This window comes from Hyphobacterium sp. (assembly GCF_965228115.1).
Classification (GTDB): domain Bacteria; phylum Pseudomonadota; class Alphaproteobacteria; order Caulobacterales; family Maricaulaceae; genus Hyphobacterium.
The window spans coordinates 44151-67345 of record NZ_CBDDHC010000006.1 but is presented as its reverse complement, the minus strand read 5'-3'; the positions used below and the strand labels follow the sequence as shown (position 1 = coordinate 67345).

The window sequence follows — 23195 nt, the reverse complement described above, 5'->3', positions numbered from 1 at the left end:
CGCCCACCGGACAGCTCTGACCCGATGACGACACCTGAACGTTACAATCCGCGCGCATCCGAGCCCAAATGGCAAAAGGCCTGGGACGAGGCCAGGCTGTTCGAGACCGATAATGCCGATCCCCGGCCGAAATATTACGTCCTCGAGATGTTTCCCTATCCGTCCGGGCGCATTCATATCGGTCACACGCGCAACTATACGATGGGAGATGTCGTCGCCCGCCACAAGCGCGCCATGGGCTACAATGTGCTGCACCCGATGGGCTGGGACGCATTCGGCATGCCGGCGGAAAACGCGGCCATGCAGAACAAGGTTCATCCGCGCGACTGGACCTACCAGAACATCGGCACGATGCGTGCCCAACTCAAACTGATGGGCCTTTCGATCGACTGGTCGCGCGAATTTGCCACCTGCGATGTCGACTATTACCACCGCCAGCAGATGCTGTTCGTCGATTTCCTCGAAGCCGGCCTCGTCGGTCGCCGTGTCTCCAAGGTCAATTGGGACCCGGTCGACCAGACCGTTCTGGCCAACGAACAGGTGATCGACGGCAAGGGTTGGCGCTCGGGCGCCGAGGTCGAGCAGCGCGAACTGGCTCAATGGGTCTTCAAGATCACCGATTTCAGCCAGGATCTGCTCGATTCCATAGACGATCTCGACGGGTGGCCGGACAAGGTGCGCCTGATGCAGCGCAACTGGATCGGGCGCTCCGAGGGCCTTTCGATCCGCTGGGCGCTGACACCTGAAACGGCGCCCGAAGGCGAAACGGAACTCGAAGTCTATACGACCCGGCCCGATACTCTGTTCGGGTCGTCCTTCATGGCGATCGCAGCCGATCATCCGCTGGCCAGGAAGGCAGCCGAGACGAACGCCGCGCTCGCCGCCTTCTGCGAGGAATGCCGCCGCATGGGGACATCGGTCACCGCGCTGGAAACAGCCGAGAAGAAAGGGTTCGATACCGGCATCAAGGTCCGGCACCCGTTCGACGCCGACTGGGAACTGCCCGTCTACGTCGCCAACTTCGTCCTGATGGACTACGGCACCGGCGCGATCTTCGGCTGCCCCTCGGGCGACCAGCGCGACCTCGATTTCGCGCGCAAGTACGACCTGCCGGTCGTGCCCGTCGTGTTGCCGCCAGACGCCGACGCCGAGGACTTTGCGATCGGCGAGGAGGCCTGGACCGGCGACGGCACGATGATCAACTCGTCGTTCCTCGACGGCATGACGCCAGCCGACGCTTTCGCCGCCATTGCCGACCGTCTGGAAGCGATGGAGTTGGACGGTCGTCCGCAAGGCGACCGGCAAGTACAGTTCAAGCTGCGCGACTGGGGCATTTCGCGCCAGCGCTACTGGGGGTGTCCGATCCCGGTCGTCCACTGCGACGACTGCGGCCTGGTGCCGGTGCCGAAGGCGCAATTGCCCGTCACGCTTCCGGACGATATCACGTTCGAACGGCCGGGCAATCCGCTGGACCATCATCCGGCATGGAAACATGTTGACTGCCCGTCCTGCGGAAAGCCCGCGCGCCGCGAAACCGACACGATGGACACGTTTGTCGATTCGTCCTGGTACTTCGCGCGCTTCACCGCGCCGAACGAGGATGCCCCGACCGACCCCGACGCGGCCAATGCGTGGCTGCCCGTCGATCAGTATATTGGCGGCATCGAGCACGCCATTTTGCACCTTCTCTATTCTCGCTTCTTCGCCCGCGCGATGAGCCGCACTGGGCACATGGCGGTCGACGAACCGTTCAAGGGGCTTTTCACCCAAGGCATGGTCGTCCACGAGACCTACCGGTCCGAAGACGGAGGCTGGCTCGATCCCGGTCAGGTCCGGATCGAAGGGCATGATTCGAACCGCAAGGCCTTCGACGCCGACACCGGCAAGCCGGTGACCATCGGGCCGCTCGAAAAAATGTCCAAGTCCAAGAAGAACACGATCGGACCGGAGGACATCACCCAGAGCTTCGGCGCGGACACGGCACGCTGGTTCATGCTTTCGGATTCGCCGCCCGAGCGTGACGTGGAATGGACCGATTCGGGCGCCGAGGGCGCGCATCGCTTCATCCAGCGTGTCTGGCGCCTCGTCGCGGGCGCCGCGCCGACCATCGCGGCCGGTGACCCGTCCGCCGCGAACGGCGATTTCGCGGCTATGCGAAAGGCTGCGCACAAGGCGCTCGAGGGTGTGGGCGAGGATTTCGAACGGCTGGCCTTCAACAAGGCCATTGCCCGCATCCATGAACTGGTCAACGCAATCGCCCCTGTGATCGAAAGGGCGGGGAGCGGAAACGATCGGGCCGGCAAGGCGGCAGCCCATGAGGCCCTGTCCATCCTTATCCAGATCATGGCGCCGATCGCGCCGCACGTGGCCGAGGAATGCTGGGCCATTCTGGGGCATGCGGACATGGTGGCCAAGGAGCCCTGGCCGGCATTCGATCCGGCGCTGATCGCCGACGACACGATCGTCCTGCCGGTGCAGATCAACGGCAAGAAACGCGGCGAGATCGCGGTCGCGCGTGATGCGGAAAGGGACAGCGTCGAGGCATCGGCCCTGGAGCTTGACGCCGTGCAGCGCCATTTGAACGGCGCGGCGCCCAAAAAGGTGATTGTGGTGCCGGGCCGCATCGTCAATATAGTCGCATGATGAAGATCGCGCCTGATCAACGCCGGAGATGGAGCGTCACGCGCCGGACGGCGATGCTGGGCGCGCTGGCGATGCTGGGCGGCTGCACGGTGCAGCCGCTCTACCATGCCGGCTCGACAGACTTCATCGTGTCGACAGCGCCGCTCAGCCGGGTCAGCGTCGATGGTGTCGATGACCGGATCAGCCAGCAGGTCCGCAACGAACTTGTCTTCCTGCTCTACAATGGCGGCTCCGTGGACCCGTCGGCCGATCACCGCGCATCGCTGGCCGTTTCATCGTCCACCGTTGACATTTTCCGCGTGTCGGCGCCGGACGGCTCGACCAACATCACGGCCAGGCGCGTGACGCTGACGGGAACGCTGACGCTGACGCGGATCGAGGACGGCGTCACCATCGCCTCCGAAACCCGGTCGGCAACCGCCTCCTTCGACAATACGCGGCAGGAATTCGCCAATCTGCGTGCTTTGCGCGATGCCGAGAACCGCGCGGCCGCCGAACTCGCCGAACGGTTCCGGATCGTCGTGGCGACGGCGCTCGCCGCCCGCTGAGGCGCGCGTACCTTGGCCCAGCTCAAGAACCACGAGGCCGACCGCTTCATCGCCCGGCCCGATCGCGACTACACGATCTATCTGGTCTACGGGCCGGATCACGGTCTGGTGTCGGAACGCGCCTCGGCGCTGGCCAAAGGGAGCGGTGTGCCGCTGGACGATCCGTTCAGCACGATTCGCATCGACGCCGCGAGCCCTGGGGCGGACCCCGAACGGCTCGTCAATGAAGCCTACACGGTCGGCATGTTTGGCGGCCGCCGGCTGATCTGGCTCCGAGGCGCGGGAAACGATCGAGCACTGCTCGGCCAGATCGACATGCTGCTCGGCGAGCCGCCAGCGGACACGATGATCATTGTCGAGGCCGGCGATCTCAAGAAGGGCGGCCTGCGCGGGGCGGTCGAAAAGGCTGCGGCCGGCCTCGCCATTGCCTGCTACACCGACAACGACAGGGCACTTCAGGAGCTGATCGACCGCACATTTTCTGCGGCCGGACTACGGCTGGAACTCGATGCGCGTCATTTTCTGATCGATCATCTTGGCGGCGACCGGGCCGCCTCGCGCGCCGAACTGGACAAGATCGCGCTTTATGCGCTCGGCCAGCCAACGGTGACACTGTCTGACGTGCAGGCCATTTGCGGCGACGCGTCGGCACTGGGGTTTGACGACATTTCGATGGCCGTGCTGACGGGCGATCTCAAGGCGCTCGACCGCGCGGTGGTGAAATTCGAAAGCGGAGGCGGTGCGCCATCGGCGCTGCTCGCGATCCTGACACGGCAGTTCCAGGCGCTGGACCGGATCCGTGCCGACATGGACATGCAGGGGAAAAATCCCGCCGCGGCGGTGGCCCACGCCAGGCCGCCGGTCTTCTTCGCGCGCCGCCAGGCAATGGAGCAGGCGGTCGCGATATGGAGCGCGCCCGCCATTCGCGCCGGGCTTGGCCGTTTGCGTGAAGCAGTCCTTCAGGCCCGCCAGTCGCGACACCTCGAAACCGACGTCCTGCGTATGACGTTGCTGGCGCTCACAGTCCAGAGCGCTCGCCGGCGTTAGGGTTCAGATCGTTTCGATCGCGAATCAAAATGGGAATCTATTGGCGTTGCAGAAGACGGCATAGATCGTCGAGTTGCTCAAGCGACTGGTAGGCAATGCGCACTTCGCCACCCTTTGCCTTCGGCTGGATTTCGACGCGGTAGCCTGACGCATCGGACAAGGTCTTCTCGAGCGCGACAAGATCGGTATCTTTTGCCGGCTTTCCAATGGATCGATCGTCGTCGCCAACCGGCTTTTGGGCCAATGTCTCTGCCTGGCGCACGGACAATCCCTCTGCAACGATCTTGCGCGCGATAGCGGCCGGATCATCGGCCGTTACCAGCGTCCGCGCATGGCCGGCCGACAAATCGCCTGCCGAAACCATCGCCTGGACCGAATCGGGGAGTTTCAACAGGCGCAGCGTATTGGCCACATGGCTGCGGCTTTTGCCGATAACGTCACCAAGGTCCGACTGCCCGTAGCCATGGTCGTCCATCAGCTGCCGATAGCCAAGCGCCTCCTCGATCGGATTGAGATCGGAGCGCTGGACGTTTTCGACGATCGCGAGCTCCAGCGCCGAACGGTCGTCGACTTCGCGGACGATCACCGGCACCTCGGTGAGCCCAGCACGTTGCGCCGCGCGCCATCGCCGCTCGCCGGCGATGATCTCATGCGAGGCACCACCGCCCGTTCCCGCCACGGGGCGCACGACGATCGGCTGGATGACACCGTGATCGCGCATCGATCGGGCAAGATCGTCCAGCTCATCGTCGCTGAAGGTGCGCCTGGGATTGTTGGGATTGCGGGCGATCATCTCGATCGGAACGCTGCGGTCGCTGGCAACGGGTGCCGCCGCGGCCTGCACCGGCTGGTCCATCTCGCCGATCAGTGCCGCCAGTCCGCGGCCCAGCCGCCTGTCCGATCTGTCATCTGCCATCATGATGTCCGTATCGTTCCGGGTTCGAATCCGTTCAGGCGGCCCGCGCGCCGCGCTCGCGTTGAATGACTTCCGACGCCAGGTTGAGATAGGCTTGGCTTCCTGCACATTGCAGATCGTAGAGGATGGCCGGCTTGCCGTGCGACGGGGCCTCGGACAGCCGGACATTGCGGGGGATTACCGTGGTGTAGACGGTATCGCCCATATAGCTGCGCACATCGTCCACCACTTGGTTGGCCAGATTGTTGCGGCCGTCATACATGGTCAGCACGATCCCCTGGATGGTCAGGCCCGGATTGACCGAGCCGCGAATCTGATCGACGGTCTTCAGAAGCTGGCTGAGCCCTTCCAGCGCGAAGAACTCGCACTGCAGCGGCACCAGCACGGAATGCGCGGCCGCCATCGCGTTAAGCGTCAGAAGGTTCAGCGAGGGCGGGCAATCGATGATGACATAGGAAAAGCGCCGCACATCCGGCTGACCAAGGGCCGTGCGCAACCGGAAGACGCGGTCGGACGCCGAAGCGATTTCCATCTCGATGCCCAGCAGATCCATGGTCGACGGAACGATCGACAGCCCGGGAACGGCGGTTGCGATGGCTGCGTCGGTGACCGACGCTTCGCCCAGCAGGATCTCGTAGGCTGACACGGTTCTGTCGTCCCGATCGATGCCGAGCCCCGTGCTGGCATTGCCCTGCGGATCGACATCGACCACCAGCACCCGCTCGCCGATTGCGGCAAGCGCCGTTGCCAGATTGATCGCGGTGGTCGTCTTGCCGACGCCGCCTTTCTGGTTGGCAATGGTGATGACCTTGGGTGAACTGGTCATGCCGGTCCCCGGTTCAGTGTGAATTGGGCGCCCGCCGGACCTGGCTGATGTCCAAAATGACCGAGTCCGGGGCAGCAACACTGTCATGTACTACCAGATCGAATCGCCAATGTGCACGGCTTTCCTCCACTTCATCGGCATATCCACGGCCTTTGTGAAACAGGCAGGACGCGCCGGCCGCCAGCCAGGGTTCGGCGAGGGAGAACAGGTCTGCCAGCGGTGCCAGGGCACGCGCCGTAATGACCTCCGGTGCCGGCAGGCGCATCACCGCATCCTCGATGCGGGCGGGATGCACACGGGCGCACGGTGCACAGGCAGCGCGCACCGTCTGCAGGAACGCCGCCTTCTTTCGGTTGCTCTCGATCAGGTCGACACGCGCGCCTTCGGTCTCCGAAAGCAGAATGGCAATCACAATTCCGGGAAAACCGCCGCCCGAGCCAAGATCGGACCAATGGCGGGCGTCTGGTTTCAGTCGCAGCAGCTGCGCACTGTCGGCCACGTGCCGCATCCAGAAATCGCCGCCGGTCGACGCCGCGACGAGATTGATCCGTTTCGACCAAGCATCGAACAGATCGGCAAACTGCGCCATGCGCATCAGCGTTTCACGTGAAACATCGACGCCATCATGGCCTGAAGAAAGCGCAGCGCGCATCGCATCGGGATCGCTCATGCCGCATCGATGTCGGTTCGAAACTCTTGTTTCCGGACATGGGCAATGAGCAGTGCGGCCGCCGCGGGCGTCATGCCGTCGATCCTTTGTGCCTCGGCAATCGACGAGGGGCGGCGTTCGGCAAGCTTCTGCTTCAGCTCGTTGGAGAGCCCGGCAATGCCGTCAAATGACAGATCGCAGGGCAGCAACAGCGCCTCGTCACGACGCACTGCAGCGATGTCTGCGGCCTGGCGCTTCATATAGACGGCATATTGCGCCTCGATTTCCAGCCGCTCGGCGATCGACCGATCGATATCGCAGAGTTCCGGCCAGATGGACGTGAGCCGATCAAAGGTGATGTCGGGATAAGCCATCAGATCATAGGCGGACCGCCGAACGCCGTCGTGATTGATTTCGAGGCCGAATCGGTTGGCTTCCTGCGGCGTCAATGTCACCGAACGGCTCAAATCGCGGGCAGCATCCAGTGCCGTCCTCACGGCGTTGAAGTGCTCGCGCCGTTCTGCGGACGCCAGTCCCGATTCGATCGCCAACGGCGTGAGCCGCATGTCCGCATTGTCGATCCGCAGTGACAGCCGGTATTCGGCGCGTGACGTGAACATGCGATAGGGTTCCGACACGCCGCGCGACGTCAGATCGTCCAGCATCACTCCGATATAGCTCTCGGTTCGGCTGAACAGGACCGGCGCCTGTCCGGCCGCAAAACGTGCCGCATTCAGGCCCGCCACAAGCCCTTGCGCCGCCGCTTCCTCGTAGCCGGTTGTGCCGTTGATCTGGCCGGCGAGATAAAAGCCCGACACGCTGCGCAACGCCAGGCTGGCATCCAACGCGCGCGGATCGACATGATCATACTCGATCGCATAACCCGGTTGCAGGATCTTTGCGTGCTCGAGCCCCGGTATCGTCTTCAGGGCAGCCGCTTGCACGTCTTCCGGCAGCGATGTCGAAATGCCGTTCGGGTAGACGGTATGATCGTTCAACCCTTCCGGTTCGAGAAAGATCTGGTGCCCGTCGCGATCGCCGAACTTGACGATCTTGTCTTCGATGGAAGGGCAATAGCGCGGCCCGGTCCCTTCGATCTTGCCCGAGTACATCGCCGAACGACCGATATTGGCGCGAACAACGGCGTGCGTGTCGGCCGTCGTCCGCGTGATGCCGCATTCGATCTGACGATTGACGATGCGCTCCGTCAGCATCGAGAACGGCACCGGATCGTCGTCTGCGCTCTGCATGGACAGCTGCGACCACGCTATGGTGCGACCGTCAAGCCGCGGCGGCGTGCCCGTCTTCAGACGGCCGATCGGCACGTTCATCGCCTGCAGCTGGCCGGACAGTGCATTGCTCGGTGCCTCGCCCATGCGGCCAGCAGCGATGGTCCGGTCGCCGATATGGATGACACCGCGCAGAAAGGTGCCCGTCGTCAGAACCACCGCGCCGGCCGTCAATTCCCGGCCGTCGGCGAGCACCACTCCCTCGACACGGTCGGGCGCCGGCATGCGCAGAGCGGCCACCTCTCCCTCGACTATGTCGAGATTGGCGATGGCGCCGACTTCGTTCTGCATGGCGGCGCGATACAGAGCCCGGTCGGCCTGCGTCCTCGGACCGCGCACGGCCGGCCCCTTCCGGCGGTTCAACAGGCGGAACTGGATGCCGGCGGCATCCGCGACCCGGCCCATCAATCCGTCCAGCGCGTCGATCTCCCGAACCAGATGCCCTTTGCCCAAACCGCCAATGGCGGGATTGCACGACATGACACCGATCGTATCAAAACGGTGGGTCACAAGAGCCGTCGACGCCCCGACCGCAGCACTCGCACGCGCCGCCTCGACGCCAGCATGGCCGCCGCCAACGATGATGACATCATAGGCTGTGACCATCATCGGCCAGCCTCCAAAAAAGTACAGGTAAAGGGTCTTCTCAGCCGCACATGGCGTGATTGACGGCCGAGGTCAAGCCACCCGCTGTTTCACGTGAAACAACGGCGGCATATCGCATCCAGGCCAGCGCTGTTTCACGTGAATCACTTGCCGATGCAGAACTGCGAGAAAATCGTTCCCAGCATGTCCTCAACATCGATGCGGCCCGTTATCCGCCCGAGCTGCTCTCCGGCGAGACGCAAATGCTCCGCCCTCAGCTCCAACGGCAATTGTTCCGACAGCGAATCGATCAGGTGGGCCTTGCAGGCAGCCAGATGTTGCATGTGTCGGGCACGTCCCGGCGCGAGATCCGAGCCTCCGGCGCGATCCCGTGCAAAATCGGTCAGCGCGGCAACCAAGGCCCCGAGCCCCTCACCTGTCACGGCGCTCAGCGCATAATCGGCTGCTTGGACCGGCCTCGCGCCGTCCACGGTCAAATCGGCCTTGGTGCGCACGGTCCAGACCGCCAGGCCATCAGGCAGTTGGGGCATCTCGAACAAACCCGTCTCCGATACGTGCAACACAAGGTCGGCCTCCGCAGCGCGCTGAATCGCACGGCGAATGCCTTCTCCTTCCACCGTGCCCGCTTCATCGCGCAATCCGGCGGTATCGGCCAGCACCACCAGATGGCCGCCAAGGTCCAGACGAGCCTCCACAACATCGCGCGTCGTGCCCGGTTCCGGGGAAACAATCGCGCGGTCGCTGCCGGCCATCGCATTGAGAAGCGTGGATTTGCCCGCATTCGGAACGCCGACGATGGCGACCTGAAGTCCGGACCGCATGATGCGGCCGCGCCGTTCACCGTCCATGTGGCGGGACAATGCGTCGCTCATCGTCCGCATGTCCGCCCAAACCCGATCGGACACCGAACCGGGCACATCGTCCTCATCGGAAAAATCGATCTCCGCCTCGATCATCGACCGCGCATGGAGCAAGCGGGCTCGCCAATCCTCGTAAAGGGACGATTGCGCCCCACCGGCCAGTTCGACCGCAAAACGACGCTGTGCTTCCGTCTCCGCCGAAATCAGATCGCCAAGCGCCTCGGCTTCCACCAAATCGAGCTTGCCGTTGGAAAACGCCCGGCGGGCAAATTCACCCGCTTCTGCAAGACGAACCCCGGGCATTTCCGTGGCCAGGTCCAAAACACGATCGACCACTGCGCGGCTGCCGTGCAGGTGAAATTCGACGCAATCCTCTCCGGTAAAGCTCGCCGGGCCTGGCAACCACAGCACATACCCGCGATCGATCTCCAATGCCTCATCGTCGCGAAAGACACGCAACGCCGCCGTTCGCGGCGCGGGAAGGGCGCCGCAAAAGCGCTCCGCAAGCGCTCCCGACGCGGTGCCGGATGCCCGAACAATGGCAATGCCCGACGGCAAGGCTCCGCTGGACAACGCGATGATCGTATCCGTCATGCAGGCTCCATGCGGCGCCAGACATCAATGTTCATTCGATTCGTTTCACATCAGAATCGAATCGGTCTCCGCGATCTGCACCAACGACGTTTCGAGACCGAATCGATCAGGCGTTCATGGAATCGAAGAATTCGCCATTGTTCTTGGTCTGGCGCAGCTTGTCGATCAGGAACTCGATGGCATCCGTCGTTCCCATCGGCGACAGAATGCGCCGAAGCACGAAGATCTTCTGAAGGTCCGAACGCGGCACCAGAAGGTCTTCCTTGCGGGTACCCGATTTGAGGATATCCATGGAGGGGAAGATGCGTTTGTCGGCAACCTTCCGGTCGAGCACGATTTCCGAATTGCCCGTTCCCTTGAATTCTTCGAAGATCACCTCGTCCATGCGGCTGCCCGTATCGATCAGAGCGGTGGCGATAATCGTCAGCGAACCGCCTTCCTCGATATTGCGCGCCGCACCGAAGAAGCGCTTGGGCCGCTGCAGCGCGTTGGCATCGACACCGCCGGTCAGCACCTTGCCGCTCGAAGGCACGACCGTGTTGTAGGCCCGGCCCAGCCGTGTGATCGAATCGAGCAGGATGACGACATCGCGGCCATGTTCGACCAGACGCTTGGCCTTTTCGATCACCATCTCGGCAACCTGAACATGGCGGGTCGCCGGTTCATCGAACGTCGACGACACGACCTCGCCCTTCACCGAACGCTGCATGTCCGTGACTTCCTCGGGCCGTTCGTCGATCAGCAGCACGATCAGATAGCATTCGGGGTGATTGGCGGTGATCGAATGGGCGATGTTCTGCAAAAGCACCGTTTTACCCGTGCGAGGCGGCGCGACAATCAGACCGCGCTGGCCCTTGCCGAGCGGCGCGACGAGATCGATCACGCGCGCCGACAAATCCTTCGTCTCGGCGTTTTCGACCTCCATATTGATGCGGCTGTCGGGATAAAGCGGCGTCAGATTGTCGAAATGGCTCTTGTGACGGATCTTCTCGGGGTCTTCGAAATTGATCGTGTTGACCTTGAGCAAAGCAAAATAGCGTTCCCCGTCCTTGGGCGCACGGATCGTGCCCTGGACCGTATCGCCGGTCTTCAGCGAAAAACGCCGGATCTGCGATGGCGAGATATAGATGTCGTCAGGTCCAGGCAGATAATTCGCACTGGCCGACCGCAAAAAGCCGAACCCGTCCTGAAGCACCTCGACCACGCCCTCGCCGATGATCTCGATATCATCGGCGGCCAGACGCTTGAGAATGGCAAACATCAGCTCCTGCTTGCGCAGGACACTGGCATTTTCGACCTCAAGGCTTTCGGCGAACTCCACAAGTTCGGGCGCAGACTTCTGCTGCAAATCGTGTAGCTTCATTTGTTCCATGGTTGAACCAATGCGGACGTAAAGGGAAAAGCCCGGCGCGGAGGGAAGGAAGAAGGGCACCGAGAACTGGCCGCCACATACGCCGTCATCATGGCGATTTCAAGCCGCACGGGCAAGACAATTCGCCGTGCCACCCGACAAGCGCGGCGTTCCTAGAACGGTTTGACGATTACCAGGATCACCGCCGCGATCATCGCGATCGTCGGCACTTCGTTGACGATCCGCCAATGACGCGCCGGCTTGTCGTTGCGTCCTTCGGCGAACAGACGGGCCGATTTCGCCAGATAGCCATGCGCCCAACTCATGATCAGCACGGCGACGAGTTTACCGATAAACCAGATTTCCAGGAAAAATGCGCCGGTCCATGCCAGCCAGAGACCGACGGCCCAGGAAACGATCATCGCGGGAAGCATGATCACCTTCAGGAGCCGCCGCTCCATGACGACGAATGTGTCGGCCTGGACCGAACCCGGTTCTGCATCGCAATGATAAACGAACAGCCGCGGCAGGTACAGCATGCCCGCCATCCACGAAATCACCGCGACGACATGGATGGCTTTTGCCCAGTCATAGCGCGCCGGCGGCGACAAAACGAATATGAAAGCCGCCAGGCCAAGAAAAACCGCCAGCGCCATCAACGCACGCATGGCCGCCTTGCGCCCCTTGGTCTCCGATATCTCCCCGCCCGGCCCCTTCATGGCCGCTAGGCCTTGCCGCGTACGCAGTCGACCAGATAGGCCATATCGTCCGGATCGGCCTGCGGCGTGATCCCGTGTCCGAGATTGAAGACGAACGGCCCGCCCGCCAGCGCGTCGAGAATGCGATCGACCCCTTCCTTGATCGCCGCCCTGCCCGCCACGACCCGCAAAGGGTCCAGATTGCCCTGAACCGGCCCTTCTTTCTGCAACTGGGCCGCGACATCGAGTGGAACCGTCCAGTCGAGCGCGATCATGTCCGCACCCGTCTTTTCGCGGTAGTCGCGATATTGCCAGCCGGCGCCTTTCGGAAAGGCGATCACCGGCGTTCCGGGCCGTTCGCGCTTCACCGTTTCAATGATCTTGCGAACCGGCGCCACCGAACACCGCTCGAATGCCACACGATCGAGAACACCCGCCCAACTGTCGAAAATCTTGACGGCGTCGGCCCCCGCATCGATCTGCGCGATCAGATAACGCGCCGACGCCTCGGCGAGTATGTCGAGCAACTTCTCCAGCCGCGCCGGCTCGCGATAGAGCATCAGACGCGATGGGGCCTGGTCGGGTGTTCCGTGCCCGGCGATCATGTAGGTCGCCACCGTCCAGGGGGCGCCACAAAAACCCAAAAGCGCCGTTTCATCCGGCAACGCCACGCGCAATCGCCGCACCGTTTCGAAAACAGGCGCCAGATGATCAAGAACACGGCTTGAATCGAGCTTCTCGATTTCGTCGCCTTCAAGCGGACGCATTCGGGGTCCCTCGCCCTGCACGAAGGACACATCACGGTCGAGTGCGTCGGGGATCACCAGAATATCCGAAAAAAGAATCGCCGCATCAAAGCCGTAACGGCGGATTGGCTGCAACGTCGCTTCAACGGCCAGATCGGGCGTGTAGCAGAAATCGAGGAAGTTCTTCGCCCTCGCGCGTGTCTCGCGATATTCGGGCAGATAACGCCCCGCCTGCCGCATCACCCAGATCGGCGGTGGCGTAACCGTCGCGCCCTGCATGACTTCCAGTATCGTCCGCTGGCCCATGCAACGCACTCCTTTCACAGCCCTTTTAAGAATGAGATGTCTAACGAAGGTTTTTTGATTTTTCTATGAGTCTGTGAGTTGCGGGTATGAATCTTTTGTCCGCGGTTTTCCACCTCTCATACACAGCGTTCCTGCGTCGGACGGCTGGATAGTGAAAACCAGAATCGACGAGGACAAACCTAAAAATGATTATTTATCAGATATTTAATCGTTACCAACGGGATCATTTCATGTGAATGGCCAGTGGACGGCGTTTTGTTTCTCCGTTCACTACCGGCGTGCAGGAGCAAAAGTCCGGTCCATCCATGTTGACCGATCACGCGCATTTGCCCGCGCCTGTGAACCAAGCGGCAGACAATCGCGTTTGCCCACCGGAATTGTCCCCAACCCACGGCAGGCGTCCGTCCGGGGCTTTGCGCTTGTCCGGCGCCCTCCGGCAGGTTAGGCCACCCACTGACGCCCAGCCTTCAGAGCCGACCATGACCTTCGTTCTTGCATCGTCCAGCCCCTTCCGAGCCGAACTTCTGACCAAGGCCGGCCTCATCTTTTCGACCGATGCGGCCGATATTGAGGAGCGGGCGGTGGAAGCGCCGCTCGTTGAAAGCGGTCTCGATGCCGCCGACGTGGCGGCCGTGCTTGCCGAGGCCAAGGCGCTCGATGTCAGCGCACGCCATCCCGGCGCGCTGGTCCTGGGGGCGGACCAGACGATGGCGCTCGACGGCGAACTGCTGCATAAGCCGGCCAACATGGAAGAAGCGCGGTTCCGTCTTCTGGCCATGTCCGGCAAGGCGCACGCGCTGCACAGCGCACTGGCGCTTGTCCGCGACGGAGAGACGCTATGGCGTCATGTATCGACGGCACACATGCATGTGCGGACCCTGTCACCGGCATTCATAGGCCGATATCTCGCCGAAGTCGGCGAGGCGGCGTTGCAGAGCGTCGGCGCCTATCAGATCGAAGGCGCGGGCATCAGGCTTTTTGACCGGGTCGAGGGCGATTACTTCACCATCATCGGCATGCCCATGCTGCCGCTTCTGGCCGAACTGCGGCGCCTGGACATGATCGATGGCTGATCCGGCGCGCGCCTTCGTCGCCGGGCACCCGATCGGCCATTCGCGATCGCCTTTGATCCATCGCTTCTGGCTCGACCGGCTTGGCCTGGCCGGATCGTACGAACCGCTCGATATCGCCCCTGACGATTTCCCGTTCTTCCTGGCCGGTCTGTCGGCGTCCAATTGGGCCGGCGGCAATGTCACCATTCCGCACAAGCAGACCGCGTTTGCCGCTATCGACAAGCGTGATGCGGCGGCCGAAGCGATCGGGGCCGTCAATACCATCTGGAAAGAGCGCGGCGAGCTCGCCGCCGGCAACAGCGATGCCTATGGCTTTGCGGCCAATCTCGACGATTGGACACCGCAATGGCGCGCCGGCCAACGTGCATTGGTGATCGGCGCGGGCGGCGCAAGCCGCGCAATCCTCCATGCGCTGCTCCAAGCCGGCTATCGCCATATCGATCTGGCCAACCGCACCCGCGACCGGGCCGCTGAACTCGCCGACTTGTTTGGCGAGTCCATTCATGCCGCCCCGCTCGCCGCAATCGACGAACGGGCGGCCGATGCCGATCTGGTGGTCAACACGACGTCGCTGGGCATGTCCGGCGAACCGCCTTTGATGCTTGATCTCGACAAGGTCGGTGACCAGGCGATCGTGACCGACATCGTCTATGCGCCGCTGGTCACGCCCATGCTTGCCGCCGCGCGCGACCGCGGCCTGACCGTTGCCGACGGTCTAGGCATGCTGCTGCATCAGGCAGTCCCGGGATTCGAACGGTGGTTCGGCGTCCGGCCACTGGTGACACCGGACCTGCGCGCCCATATCGTCGCCGACCTTGAGGCGCACTGTGCGGGGGACAACGCGTCATGATCCGTCTGGGGCTGACCGGTTCGATCGGTATGGGCAAGTCGACGACCGCCGCCATGTTCACCGAGGCAGGAATTCCCGTGCACGATTCCGACGCCGCCGTTCACGAGCTTTACCGCGGCGATGCTGCGCCGCTCATCGAGACGGCTTTTCCCGGCACGGTGATGGACGGCATTGTCGATCGCAAACAGCTGGGCGAGCGGGTTCTGGGCGACGCTGAGGCGCTGGGACGGCTCGAGGCGATCGTCCATCCGCTGGTCGCTGCGCACGAAGCCGCGTTCGTCGACCGTGCGCGTGCCGATGGAGCTGGCCTGGTGGTCCTCGACATCCCGCTTCTGTTCGAGGTGGGCGCACAGGATCGGGTCGACAAGGTGCTTGTGGTTACTGCGCCGGCCGATGTGCAGCGCGAGCGCGTCCTCGCCCGGCCCGGCATGACCGAAGATCGTTTCGCGGCGATCCTCGCCCGCCAGGTTCCGGATCGTGAAAAGCGTGCCAAGGCCGATTTCATCATCGACACGTCGTTGGGCATGGACTGCGCGCGCGCCAAGGTGCGTGATCTGATCACCGTGCTGCAGCCGCCGCCCCGAAACCTTGCCGAAGCGGCCGGCTGAACCGGCCGATTGCCTTTGGATGGTTCCGCGCACGTCTTGCCCGAGGCAGGGCGCACCGCCATCCTGTTATGGCGATTTGCAGACTGGGCGAACAATGCGTGAAATTATCTTCGACACCGAAACGACCGGCCTCGACAACAAGGCTGACCGCATCATCGAGATTGGCGCCGTCGAACTCGACAACCGGTTCATCACCGGACGATCGTTTCACGTCTTCATCAATCCGGACGGGCGTGAGGTGCATCCCGAGGCGCTGGCTGTACACGGCATTTCCAACGAGATGCTGATCGACAAGCCGCGCTTTGCCGAAATCGTCGACGATTGGTTCGCCTTTGTCGGCGATGCCAGGCTGATCGCTCACAATGCCGGCTTCGATGCCGGCTTCTTCAATGAGGAGTTCGCCCGGATCGGCTTTCCGGCGCTCGATCCGGCCCGGATCGTCGATTCGCTCGCCCTTGCCCGCCGGCGCCATCCGATGGGCCCGAACTCGCTCGATGCCCTGTGCAAGCGCTACGGGATCGACAATTCGCGGCGCGAGAAGCACGGCGCGCTCCTCGACAGCGAGCTTCTGGCCGAAGTCTATATCGAGCTGGTCGGCGGCAAGCAGGCGGCGCTCGGCTTGTCGGTGGTCGCCGACACTGCCGCCGACAAAGCCACGGGATCCGAAGGTCCGGACAAGGTTGCGGTGGTCGGTACGCGCGCCGACCCCTTGCCGCCGCGCCTGACGGCGGCCGAAGCCGCCGCGCATGAAGAGATGATCGGACTGCTGGGCGAGGCCCCGCTCTGGCGCCGCCCCGCCTGAAACGGCACGGCCGGGCCCTTTTCTCGGTCAGTTCGTCGTTTCGACCTTCTGGCGCGCCTGTTCTTCGGCCATGCGCTGCTGGAACATCCGCGCAAAATCGACCGGATCGATCATCAGCGGCGGGAAACCGCCATTGCGTGTGCATTCGGCCACGATCTGCCGCGCGAACGGGAACAGCATGCGCGGGCATTCGATGAAGACCACCGGCAGCGTGTGCTCCTTGGGAAAGCCGTCGACGCGGAACACGCCGCCATAGATCAGTTCGACATTGAACAGGACCTTGTCGTCATCCTTGGCCGTCGCGTTCAGCGTCAGCACCACGTCATAGTCGGTTTCCGACATCGGATTGGCGTTGACGTTGATGTTGATGTTGATCGCCGGCGCCTTGTCGCGCTGGCGCAGCGTCATCGGCGCGCCGGGGCTCTCGAACGACAGATCCTTGACGTACTGCGTCAGGATGCTGAGCTGCGGCGATTTGCCGTTGCCCGTCGTTGCTCCTGCGGCTGCTGCCGTTTCGCCATCGTTCGTCTTGTCGGTTTCATCCGCCATCTTGGGTGCCTTCTTGGAATTGCTGGAGTGGCGCAAATGCGCCGGATCGGGAGATTTCGCGGTCGCCTAGCATGGTGCCCCCTGTGTGACAAGCGGGCCATAGTAACCGGCCTTTCTGTCAGCTACGAGCGTGGCGGGCCGTCGCCCCAAGGTGTGTCGGGGTCGGGTTCGCGCGCAAAATCGTCCTCGTCGAGATCGATCGTGCGGCCGTCCCGCGGGGTCGTTTCCGACGCGCCATCGTGAAATTTGGCACCGTCCGGCCCGACGACGCGAACGCGGCTTCGGACAAAGCCCCAGACCGCATCGCGCACCGGCGGCACGAACAGCAGAAAGCCTGCCGCGTCGGTCACAAAACCGGGTGTCAGCAGCAGAATTCCCGCAACCAGCAGCATCACGCCATGCACCAGCTCGCGCGCTGGCACCCGCCCGGCATTCATTTCGGCCTGGATACGGTTGAGCAGGCCGAACCCCTGCACGCGCAGCAGGATCGAGCCGATGACCGCCGTGACGACCACCAGCGCCAGCGTCGGGAAGACACCGATCTGTCCGCCGATCACCACGAAAGCGGCAATTTCGAGCAGCGGGATGACCAGCAGGGCGAAGGGGATCAGCGAAAATGGCATGGTGGCGGTCCGGACAGGTTGAACACGGTGTTTGAACCCATGTAAGCGTGACCGGTCCCGGTTTGAATGATGGCGGTGCACGTTCTATATCAGCTATGCGCGCCGCGTGCGACAACCAGACCGAAAACGGAAACCCAATGGACTCGTCGAATTTTGTCACCCTGATCTTTGTCGTCGCGGCTGTCTTCGTCTTCATACAGCTTCGCAATGTCCTAGGGCGCCGCACCGGCCAGGAGCGCCCGCCCTTCGATCCCTATTCCCGTCAGGGTGAGGACGTGGCGCGCGATGACGCCGGCGAAGCGGACAATGTGATCACTTTGCCGGGGCGTGGCGAGAACCCCGAACCCTATGCCGATATCGACAAGATGGCCAAACCGGGTACCGAGGTTAACAAGGGTCTGCGTGCCATCCGCGATGCGGCGCCCGAATTCCACCCCGGCGAGTTCCTGGCCGGCGCCAAGATGGCCTACGAGATGATCGTCATGGCGTTCGCCGATGGGGACCGCAAGACGCTGCGCAACCTGTTGTCGGCCGATGTCTATGACGGATTTGCCGCAGCGCTCGACGAACGCGAGGCGCGGGGCGAAACGGTGCAGACCAACTTTGTCGGCATCGACACCATCGATATTGTCGGCGCCCAGATGCGCGATTCAGAAGCCCACATCACCGTGTCCGTCGTCAGTCAGCTCGTCTCGGCGACGCGCGGCAAGGATGGCGAGATCATCGAAGGCGATCCCGAGGCGGTCGCCGAGGTCAAGGATGTGTGGACCTTCATGCGCGATGTGCGCAGCGAGGCGCCCGACTGGAAACTCGAAGCGACCGAAGCCGACGAGTAAGCTGCGGTACTGGCGGCCACCATGTGGTCCCTGAACCGCATCGCATTCGCCGACATGGCTGGCTGGGCGCAGGACGATCATGCCGCCGCGCTGGCAACACTGGCGCGCCACTGCCAAAAACCGGTGGGCGAAACCTATCGAACCGGACGGCTCGGCATTCCGCCCGAACCTCTGATGACACTGGCCGCAGAGGCGGCGGAGCTCGGCGCCCGAGACGACCCGCGCGGATTCTTCGAGAACAGGTTTGCCCCGGTGCGCCTTGATAACGGAACCGGCGAGCAGGGCCTTGTAACCGGCTTCTACGAACCCGAGCTTTCGGCCTCCCATCGTCGAACACCATCCTTTGCCGTGCCCTTTCTCCGGCGCCCGCCCGATCTGGTGCCCGTCGATGACAGCAATCGTCCGCCAGACTTCGACCCGCAAATGCGCTTTGGCCGCCGTGGCGATGATGGGGTTCTGACGGAATTTCATGACCGGGCGGCGATCGAAGCCGGTGCGTTGGATGGACAGGGCCTCGAGATCGCTTTTGTCGCGGACCCGGTCGATGCCTTCTTCGTCCACATCCAGGGCGCAGCGCGCCTGACATTTTCGGACGGCAGCACCACGCGCATCACCTATGACGGCAAGACCGGTCACCCATTCACGGCCATCGGCAAGCTTCTGGTCGATCGTGGCGAGATACCGGCCGCCTCCGTCTCCATGCAGTCGATCCGGGCCTGGCTTGCCGCTCATCCCGATCAGGCATCGGGTCTGATGGCCGAAAACCGGTCCTACATCTTCTTTCGCGAAACGCCGGCAGGCGAGCCCGGCGACGGACCGGTTGCGGCTGCAAAGGTTCCGCTCACCGCCGGCCGCTCGCTCGCCGTCGATCGGCTTCTGCATACGTTCGGCACGCCGGTCTTCGTCGATGCCGACAGTGTCGGGGACATGCCATTCCGGCGGCTGATGATCGCCCAGGAAACCGGTTCCGCGATCGTTGGCGCCGCGCGCGGCGACATCTTCTTCGGAACCGGCTCGGCCGCGGGCGAGGCGGCCGGTGGCGTCAAGTCGCCATGCACCTTCACGATTCTTGTCCCCCGTGACATGGTGGACCGGTTGCCGGAGGAATGGGCGCCGTGACCGAGCACCGCAAGTCCCGAAAACCGACCCATCCGCTCAGCCTTGAAGACCGCATCCTGTGGAACAAGGTCGCGCGGACGGTCAATCCGCTCGATCGCGTGCGTCACCGTCAGGCGCAGCAGGATGTCTGGGACGATTGGGTGGCCGGTGCGTTCGGCGAGGATGCACCGACGCAATCGACGCCTGCCAGGCGGGGCGCCGCAGGCGAACCGAATCGGTCGGCAGCGCCGCCGGCACCTGTTCGCCAGGCGCAACGGGCAGCGCGGGCGCCCGGACCTGTTCCCATCGAACAGCCGGTCTACCGAAAACTCTCGCGTGGCCGGACACCGATCGACGCCAGCATCGATCTCCACAACATGAACCAGAACGAAGCGATGAGCCAGCTGCACCGCTTTCTGACGCAGGCGCGGGCGCGCGATTGCCGTCACGTCCTGGTCATCACCGGCAAAGGACGCTCACCGCACAGCGACGGCGTTCTGCGCCGGATGGTGCCGTTCTGGCTGTCGCGCGAACCGTTCGCCGGCCTGGTCAGCGGCATTCGGTCCGCCGCACGCGGCCATGGCGGCGACGGCGCATTCTATGTCCGTCTGCGCAAGACCGCCGAACCGCACGGGCACCGGCACCGATGACCCCGTTCGGCGAACGGCTGCGGCAATTGCGCGCTGAGCGCGGCATGACGCAGAGGCAGATGGCGCAGGCGATCGGCGTCTCGCCCGCCTATCTGTCGGCGCTCGAGCATGGCAAACGCGGCGTGCCGCGCTGGATCCTGGTTCAGGAGATCATTGCCTGCCTGAACATCATCTGGGACGACGCCGACGAGTTGCAGCGGCTGGCGCTTCAGTCGGCGCCGCGCGTGACGATCGATACGACAGAGCTGTCTCCGCGCGCGACCGAACTGGCCAATCTTTTGGCATCGGGCATCGACGTGCTGTCGGACGACGCGATCGAAGATCTGCGTCTGAGACTCGATGCGGCGATCCGGCAATCGGAACGGTGAAGCCAAGGCCCCGCCTTCCCCGAGAGGGGAGGCACGCGAAACCAAGCTCGCGATGGTCGAGCGGGTAGGGACAACGATGTGGCGCCACGGTGAGCCGTTGCCCCCCATCCGGCGCTGCCCCGTTTGAAACGCGGCAGCCGCCGACCTTCGCTCAAGGGCTGGGTTGGATAAGAAGCGTTCTACAGAATGAAGCGCGACAGGTCCGTGTTGCGGGCCAGTTCGCCGACATTGGTCTTCACATAATCGGCGTCGATCACCATCGTCGTGCCCGCCTTGTCGGGCGCTTCGAACGAGATCTCGTCGAGCACCCGTTCCATCACCGTCTGCAGCCGCCGCGCGCCGATATTCTCGACGGAGGCGTTGAGATCGACGGCGATGTCGGCCAGTGCATCGATCGCGTCGTCGGTGAATTCGAGCGTCACCTCCTCGGTCGCCATCAGCGCGATATACTGCTTGATCAGGCTGGCCTCGGTCTCGGTCAGGATGCGGCGGAAATCGTCCCGCTCCAATGCGCGCAGTTCGACGCGGATCGGCAGCCGGCCCTGAAGTTCGGGCAGAAGGTCCGACGGTTTGGAGACGTGGAAGGCGCCCGAGGCGATGAACAGCACATGGTCGGTCTTCACCGGCCCGTATTTGGTCGCCACGGTCGTGCCCTCGACCAGCGGCAGCAGGTCGCGCTGCACGCCTTCGCGGCTGACGCCGCCCGACATGCGACCGTCGCCGGCGGCGATCTTGTCGATCTCGTCCAGAAAGACGATGCCGTCATTTTCGACCGACCGCAGCGCCTCGGACACGACCTGGTCCTCGTCCAGAAGCTTGTCGGATTCGTCGGCCACCAGCAGATCGTGGCTCTCGCGCACGCTCGTCTTGATCTGTTTGGTACGCTGGCCGAACGCCTTGCCCATGATCTCGCCGAGATTGATCATGCTGACATTGCCGCCGGGCATGCCGGGAATGTCGAAGCCGGGCATCCCGCCCTGGCCGTGGTCGGCCACCTCGATCTCGATTTCCTTGTCGTCCAACTGGCCTTCGCGCAGCTTCTTGCGAAACGAATCCCGGGTTGCCGGGCTGGCATTCTTGCCGACCAGTGCCTCGAGCACACGCTCCTCGGCATTGATGCGCGCCTTGGCCTTGACCGCTTCGCGCTTTTTTTCCCGGACAAGCCCGATACCCACCTCGACCAGGTCGCGGACGATCTGCTCGACATCGCGGCCGACATAGCCGACCTCGGTAAACTTGGTCGCTTCCACCTTGATGAAGGGGGCGCCCGCAAGCCGCGCCAGGCGACGCGAGATCTCCGTCTTGCCAACGCCGGTCGGCCCGATCATCAAAATGTTCTTGGGCATCACCTCGTCGCGCAGATCGTCGGCAAGCTGCTGGCGGCGCCAGCGATTGCGCAGCGCGATGGCAACGGCGCGCTTGGCGTCCTTCTGGCCGATAATATGGCGGTCGAGTTCCGAGACGGTCTCCCGGGGCGAGAAATTGGTCATGTGGTATGCACTCTGATGGGGGGAAGTTTGTCGAGCAGCGATGTGGGGAGGGTCGGGCGTATGATCAAGCCGCGGATACGCTGCCAGCCCGCGCCGAACGCCATGATCAGTGCGCCGACGACCAGCAGGATCAGCGCGAACGGCGGAATTCCCGTTTGGTTGGCTGCCGAGTTGACCAGATAATAGATGCCGAGCGACCCGAAATAGGCCAGCGTCGGGATGAGCAGCGAACGCCGGTCGATGGCAAGCGCCACATAGACGAAGACGGTGATCAGAACGGCGAGCATCACCATGGCGCTCGTGCCGGGCTCGATCTCGCCGAACACCACATCCTGGCCCGTCGACATGATGAACAGCGGATGGACCAGCAGCGGCGCCGAGATCACGTGCAGCCAGAAGGCGCAGTCCGACCAGACCGTTACCCGCTCGCGGTCGCGCAGGTCGAACATCACGCCGACGGCGAAGATCGCAAGGCCCGAGATCAGCGGCATGTAGAGCGCGTTGCGCAACAGGTCCGGCAGATCGTCGAGCGCCGGCAGATAAAGCCGGCCTTCGGTCACGCCGTCATAAAGGAACAGCGTGACATAGAAGAAGGACAGCGCCGTCAGGCAGAGCGCGATCGCGCCGGCCATGACCGGCACGCGGAAACGCCAGAAATAGAGCACCGCCGCGGTCGCAACACCACCCAGCAGAACCGTGCCTGCAATGCCCAGCTGCGGGCGCATGGCGGCAAGCTGCAGCGGGTTTTCCGGCATCGCGATGCCATAGCCCGTGACCACCCAGTCGGTGAGGATCGCCTGCACGGCAAACAGGAAGCCCAACCCGATCACGGTGGAAGCCAGGCGCATGCGGCGCTGTCGTGTGACGAACTCGGCGACGGCCCACAGGAAAACGGCCATGATGCCGAACATGACCGTCGTCCGATCACCCAGAAACGTGATCAGCGCGGCAAAGAGCCCGGCGCTCAGCATGACGACGCCGATCGTCACGAACACATCGTTGCCGCCACCGATCAGGCGCATCTGTTCGTCAAAGCCGGCCGCTGGCGTGTCTTTGGCTTCTTCGGATGCGACAGAGCCCGTATCAGCGAACCTGATGAGACCGTCGCGCTGTTCGGCCCCAATGAGGCCGCGGCGTACCGCGTCGTCGAGTTGCTCGCGCGTGATCAT

General features: G+C 63.4%; 23 protein-coding genes. 11 read left to right on the top strand and 12 right to left on the bottom strand.

The window, feature by feature from the left end; all coding sequences use genetic code 11:
* Nucleotides 1–24: 24 nt before the first annotated feature.
* The 3 genes from leuS to holA are packed head-to-tail and all read left to right on the top strand — an operon-like array spanning nt 25 to nt 4238.
* Nucleotides 25–2643, top strand: coding sequence for a leucine--tRNA ligase (gene leuS, locus ACO079_RS00425; RefSeq protein ID WP_306026009.1), 2619 nt, complete (start codon nt 25–27; stop codon nt 2641–2643).
* Complete coding sequence (gene lptE / locus ACO079_RS00420; protein WP_158585175.1) at nt 2643–3191, top strand: LPS assembly lipoprotein LptE; 549 nt, start codon at nt 2643–2645, stop codon at nt 3189–3191. The genes leuS and lptE overlap by 1 nt, the downstream gene beginning before the upstream one ends.
* Nucleotides 3192–3203: 12 nt before the next feature.
* Nucleotides 3204–4238, top strand: coding sequence for a DNA polymerase III subunit delta (gene holA, locus ACO079_RS00415; protein WP_306026008.1), 1035 nt, complete (start codon nt 3204–3206; stop codon nt 4236–4238).
* 37 nt (nt 4239–4275) lie between these two features.
* On the opposite strand, the gene ACO079_RS00410 is transcribed toward holA, so the two are convergent.
* The 8 genes from ACO079_RS00410 to hemE form a co-directional block, all read right to left on the bottom strand.
* Complete coding sequence (locus ACO079_RS00410) at nt 4276–5154, bottom strand: ParB/RepB/Spo0J family partition protein (RefSeq protein WP_306026007.1); 879 nt, start codon at nt 5152–5154, stop codon at nt 4276–4278.
* 34 nt (nt 5155–5188) lie between these two features.
* Nucleotides 5189–5980: a ParA family protein gene (locus ACO079_RS00405; RefSeq protein WP_306026006.1), complete on the bottom strand. Its 792-nt coding sequence runs from the start codon at nt 5978–5980 to the stop codon at nt 5189–5191.
* A 13-nt stretch (nt 5981–5993) separates the two neighbouring features.
* Entirely contained in the window at nt 5994–6650 is a 657-nt protein-coding gene (gene rsmG / locus ACO079_RS00400) for a 16S rRNA (guanine(527)-N(7))-methyltransferase RsmG (RefSeq protein WP_306026005.1), read from the bottom strand.
* Complete coding sequence (mnmG, locus tag ACO079_RS00395; RefSeq protein WP_306026004.1) at nt 6647–8527, bottom strand: tRNA uridine-5-carboxymethylaminomethyl(34) synthesis enzyme MnmG; 1881 nt, start codon at nt 8525–8527, stop codon at nt 6647–6649. The genes rsmG and mnmG overlap by 4 nt, the downstream gene beginning before the upstream one ends.
* A 140-nt stretch (nt 8528–8667) precedes the next feature.
* Entirely contained in the window at nt 8668–9978 is a 1311-nt protein-coding gene (gene mnmE / locus ACO079_RS00390) for a tRNA uridine-5-carboxymethylaminomethyl(34) synthesis GTPase MnmE (protein ID WP_306026003.1), read from the bottom strand.
* 106 nt (nt 9979–10084) lie between these two features.
* Nucleotides 10085–11350: a transcription termination factor Rho gene (gene rho / locus ACO079_RS00385; protein ID WP_109768394.1), complete on the bottom strand. Its 1266-nt coding sequence runs from the start codon at nt 11348–11350 to the stop codon at nt 10085–10087.
* A gap of 152 nt (nt 11351–11502) precedes the next feature.
* Nucleotides 11503–12048 (bottom strand): protoporphyrinogen oxidase HemJ, encoded by a 546-nt coding sequence (hemJ, locus tag ACO079_RS00380; RefSeq protein ID WP_306026002.1) that lies wholly within the window; start codon nt 12046–12048, stop codon nt 11503–11505.
* Nucleotides 12049–12053: 5 nt separating this feature from the next.
* A complete protein-coding gene (gene hemE, locus ACO079_RS00375; RefSeq protein ID WP_306026001.1) occupies nt 12054–13079 on the bottom strand; it encodes a uroporphyrinogen decarboxylase in 1026 nt (341 codons plus the stop codon).
* A 479-nt stretch (nt 13080–13558) separates the two neighbouring features.
* Here hemE and ACO079_RS00370 point away from each other — a divergent pair, with 479 nt between their 5' ends.
* From ACO079_RS00370 to dnaQ, 4 genes are all read left to right on the top strand, one after another.
* A complete protein-coding gene (locus ACO079_RS00370; protein ID WP_109768356.1) occupies nt 13559–14152 on the top strand; it encodes a Maf-like protein in 594 nt (197 codons plus the stop codon).
* Nucleotides 14145–15002: a shikimate dehydrogenase gene (locus ACO079_RS00365; protein WP_306026000.1), complete on the top strand. Its 858-nt coding sequence runs from the start codon at nt 14145–14147 to the stop codon at nt 15000–15002. The genes ACO079_RS00370 and ACO079_RS00365 overlap by 8 nt, the downstream gene beginning before the upstream one ends.
* On the top strand, nt 14999–15610 hold the full coding sequence (coaE, locus tag ACO079_RS00360) for a dephospho-CoA kinase (RefSeq protein ID WP_306025999.1): 612 nt from the start codon (nt 14999–15001) through the stop codon (nt 15608–15610). The genes ACO079_RS00365 and coaE overlap by 4 nt, the downstream gene beginning before the upstream one ends.
* A gap of 94 nt (nt 15611–15704) precedes the next feature.
* Nucleotides 15705–16412 carry a DNA polymerase III subunit epsilon gene (gene dnaQ / locus ACO079_RS00355; RefSeq protein WP_109768359.1) on the top strand — a complete coding sequence of 236 codons (708 nt, stop codon included), beginning with the start codon at nt 15705–15707 and terminating at the stop codon, nt 16410–16412.
* 27 nt (nt 16413–16439) lie between these two features.
* Here the strand turns inward: dnaQ and secB are convergent, their stop codons facing one another.
* Nucleotides 16440–16961 (bottom strand): protein-export chaperone SecB, encoded by a 522-nt coding sequence (secB, locus tag ACO079_RS00350; protein WP_109768360.1) that lies wholly within the window; start codon nt 16959–16961, stop codon nt 16440–16442.
* Between the two features lie 122 nt (nt 16962–17083).
* A complete protein-coding gene (locus tag ACO079_RS00345; protein WP_306025998.1) occupies nt 17084–17584 on the bottom strand; it encodes an FxsA family protein in 501 nt (166 codons plus the stop codon).
* A gap of 137 nt (nt 17585–17721) precedes the next feature.
* On the opposite strand from ACO079_RS00345, the gene ACO079_RS00340 reads away from it, so the two are divergent.
* Genes ACO079_RS00340 through ACO079_RS00325 form a run of 4 tightly spaced genes read left to right on the top strand, consistent with a single transcriptional unit; the run spans nt 17722 to nt 20536 of the window.
* Nucleotides 17722–18420: a Tim44/TimA family putative adaptor protein gene (locus ACO079_RS00340; RefSeq protein WP_109768395.1), complete on the top strand. Its 699-nt coding sequence runs from the start codon at nt 17722–17724 to the stop codon at nt 18418–18420.
* A gap of 21 nt (nt 18421–18441) precedes the next feature.
* Nucleotides 18442–19539 carry a murein transglycosylase A gene (locus ACO079_RS00335; protein ID WP_306025997.1) on the top strand — a complete coding sequence of 366 codons (1098 nt, stop codon included), beginning with the start codon at nt 18442–18444 and terminating at the stop codon, nt 19537–19539.
* Entirely contained in the window at nt 19536–20168 is a 633-nt protein-coding gene (locus tag ACO079_RS00330) for a Smr/MutS family protein (protein WP_306025996.1), read from the top strand. The genes ACO079_RS00335 and ACO079_RS00330 overlap by 4 nt, the downstream gene beginning before the upstream one ends.
* Nucleotides 20165–20536: a helix-turn-helix transcriptional regulator gene (locus ACO079_RS00325; protein ID WP_306025995.1), complete on the top strand. Its 372-nt coding sequence runs from the start codon at nt 20165–20167 to the stop codon at nt 20534–20536. Before ACO079_RS00330 ends, ACO079_RS00325 begins: the two co-directional genes overlap by 4 nt.
* 179 nt (nt 20537–20715) lie before the next feature.
* On the opposite strand, the gene hslU is transcribed toward ACO079_RS00325, so the two are convergent.
* Both hslU and ACO079_RS00315 read right to left on the bottom strand, forming a co-directional pair.
* Nucleotides 20716–22026: an ATP-dependent protease ATPase subunit HslU gene (gene hslU, locus ACO079_RS00320; protein ID WP_109768365.1), complete on the bottom strand. Its 1311-nt coding sequence runs from the start codon at nt 22024–22026 to the stop codon at nt 20716–20718.
* Entirely contained in the window at nt 22023–23195 is a 1173-nt protein-coding gene (locus ACO079_RS00315; RefSeq protein ID WP_306025994.1) for a hypothetical protein, read from the bottom strand. The genes hslU and ACO079_RS00315 overlap by 4 nt, the downstream gene beginning before the upstream one ends.

What these genes read in the sequence shown, in the direction of transcription:
- ACO079_RS00365 (WP_306026000.1), top strand. Translation starts at nt 14,145, where the DNA reads ATGGCTGATCCGGCGCGCGCCTTCGTCGCCGGGCACCCGATCGGCCAT.
- dnaQ (WP_109768359.1), top strand. Translation starts at nt 15,705, where the DNA reads ATGCGTGAAATTATCTTCGACACCGAAACGACCGGCCTCGACAACAAG.
- mnmG (WP_306026004.1), bottom strand. Translation starts at nt 8,527, where the DNA reads ATGATGGTCACAGCCTATGATGTCATCATCGTTGGCGGCGGCCATGCT.
- secB (WP_109768360.1), bottom strand. Translation starts at nt 16,961, where the DNA reads ATGGCGGATGAAACCGACAAGACGAACGATGGCGAAACGGCAGCAGCC.
- ACO079_RS00325 (WP_306025995.1), top strand. Translation starts at nt 20,165, where the DNA reads ATGACCCCGTTCGGCGAACGGCTGCGGCAATTGCGCGCTGAGCGCGGC.
- rsmG (WP_306026005.1), bottom strand. Translation starts at nt 6,650, where the DNA reads ATGAGCGATCCCGATGCGATGCGCGCTGCGCTTTCTTCAGGCCATGAT.
- leuS (WP_306026009.1), top strand. Translation starts at nt 25, where the DNA reads ATGACGACACCTGAACGTTACAATCCGCGCGCATCCGAGCCCAAATGG.
- ACO079_RS00315 (WP_306025994.1), bottom strand. Translation starts at nt 23,195, where the DNA reads ATGATCACGCGCGAGCAACTCGACGACGCGGTACGCCGCGGCCTCATT.
- ACO079_RS00410 (WP_306026007.1), bottom strand. Translation starts at nt 5,154, where the DNA reads ATGGCAGATGACAGATCGGACAGGCGGCTGGGCCGCGGACTGGCGGCA.
- rho (WP_109768394.1), bottom strand. Translation starts at nt 11,350, where the DNA reads ATGGAACAAATGAAGCTACACGATTTGCAGCAGAAGTCTGCGCCCGAA.
- ACO079_RS00370 (WP_109768356.1), top strand. Translation starts at nt 13,559, where the DNA reads ATGACCTTCGTTCTTGCATCGTCCAGCCCCTTCCGAGCCGAACTTCTG.
- ACO079_RS00345 (WP_306025998.1), bottom strand. Translation starts at nt 17,584, where the DNA reads ATGCCATTTTCGCTGATCCCCTTCGCCCTGCTGGTCATCCCGCTGCTC.
- ACO079_RS00335 (WP_306025997.1), top strand. Translation starts at nt 18,442, where the DNA reads ATGTGGTCCCTGAACCGCATCGCATTCGCCGACATGGCTGGCTGGGCG.
- mnmE (WP_306026003.1), bottom strand. Translation starts at nt 9,978, where the DNA reads ATGACGGATACGATCATCGCGTTGTCCAGCGGAGCCTTGCCGTCGGGC.
- ACO079_RS00340 (WP_109768395.1), top strand. Translation starts at nt 17,722, where the DNA reads ATGGACTCGTCGAATTTTGTCACCCTGATCTTTGTCGTCGCGGCTGTC.
- hemE (WP_306026001.1), bottom strand. Translation starts at nt 13,079, where the DNA reads ATGGGCCAGCGGACGATACTGGAAGTCATGCAGGGCGCGACGGTTACG.
- hemJ (WP_306026002.1), bottom strand. Translation starts at nt 12,048, where the DNA reads ATGAAGGGGCCGGGCGGGGAGATATCGGAGACCAAGGGGCGCAAGGCG.
- ACO079_RS00405 (WP_306026006.1), bottom strand. Translation starts at nt 5,980, where the DNA reads ATGACCAGTTCACCCAAGGTCATCACCATTGCCAACCAGAAAGGCGGC.
- coaE (WP_306025999.1), top strand. Translation starts at nt 14,999, where the DNA reads ATGATCCGTCTGGGGCTGACCGGTTCGATCGGTATGGGCAAGTCGACG.
- lptE (WP_158585175.1), top strand. Translation starts at nt 2,643, where the DNA reads ATGAAGATCGCGCCTGATCAACGCCGGAGATGGAGCGTCACGCGCCGG.
- hslU (WP_109768365.1), bottom strand. Translation starts at nt 22,026, where the DNA reads ATGACCAATTTCTCGCCCCGGGAGACCGTCTCGGAACTCGACCGCCAT.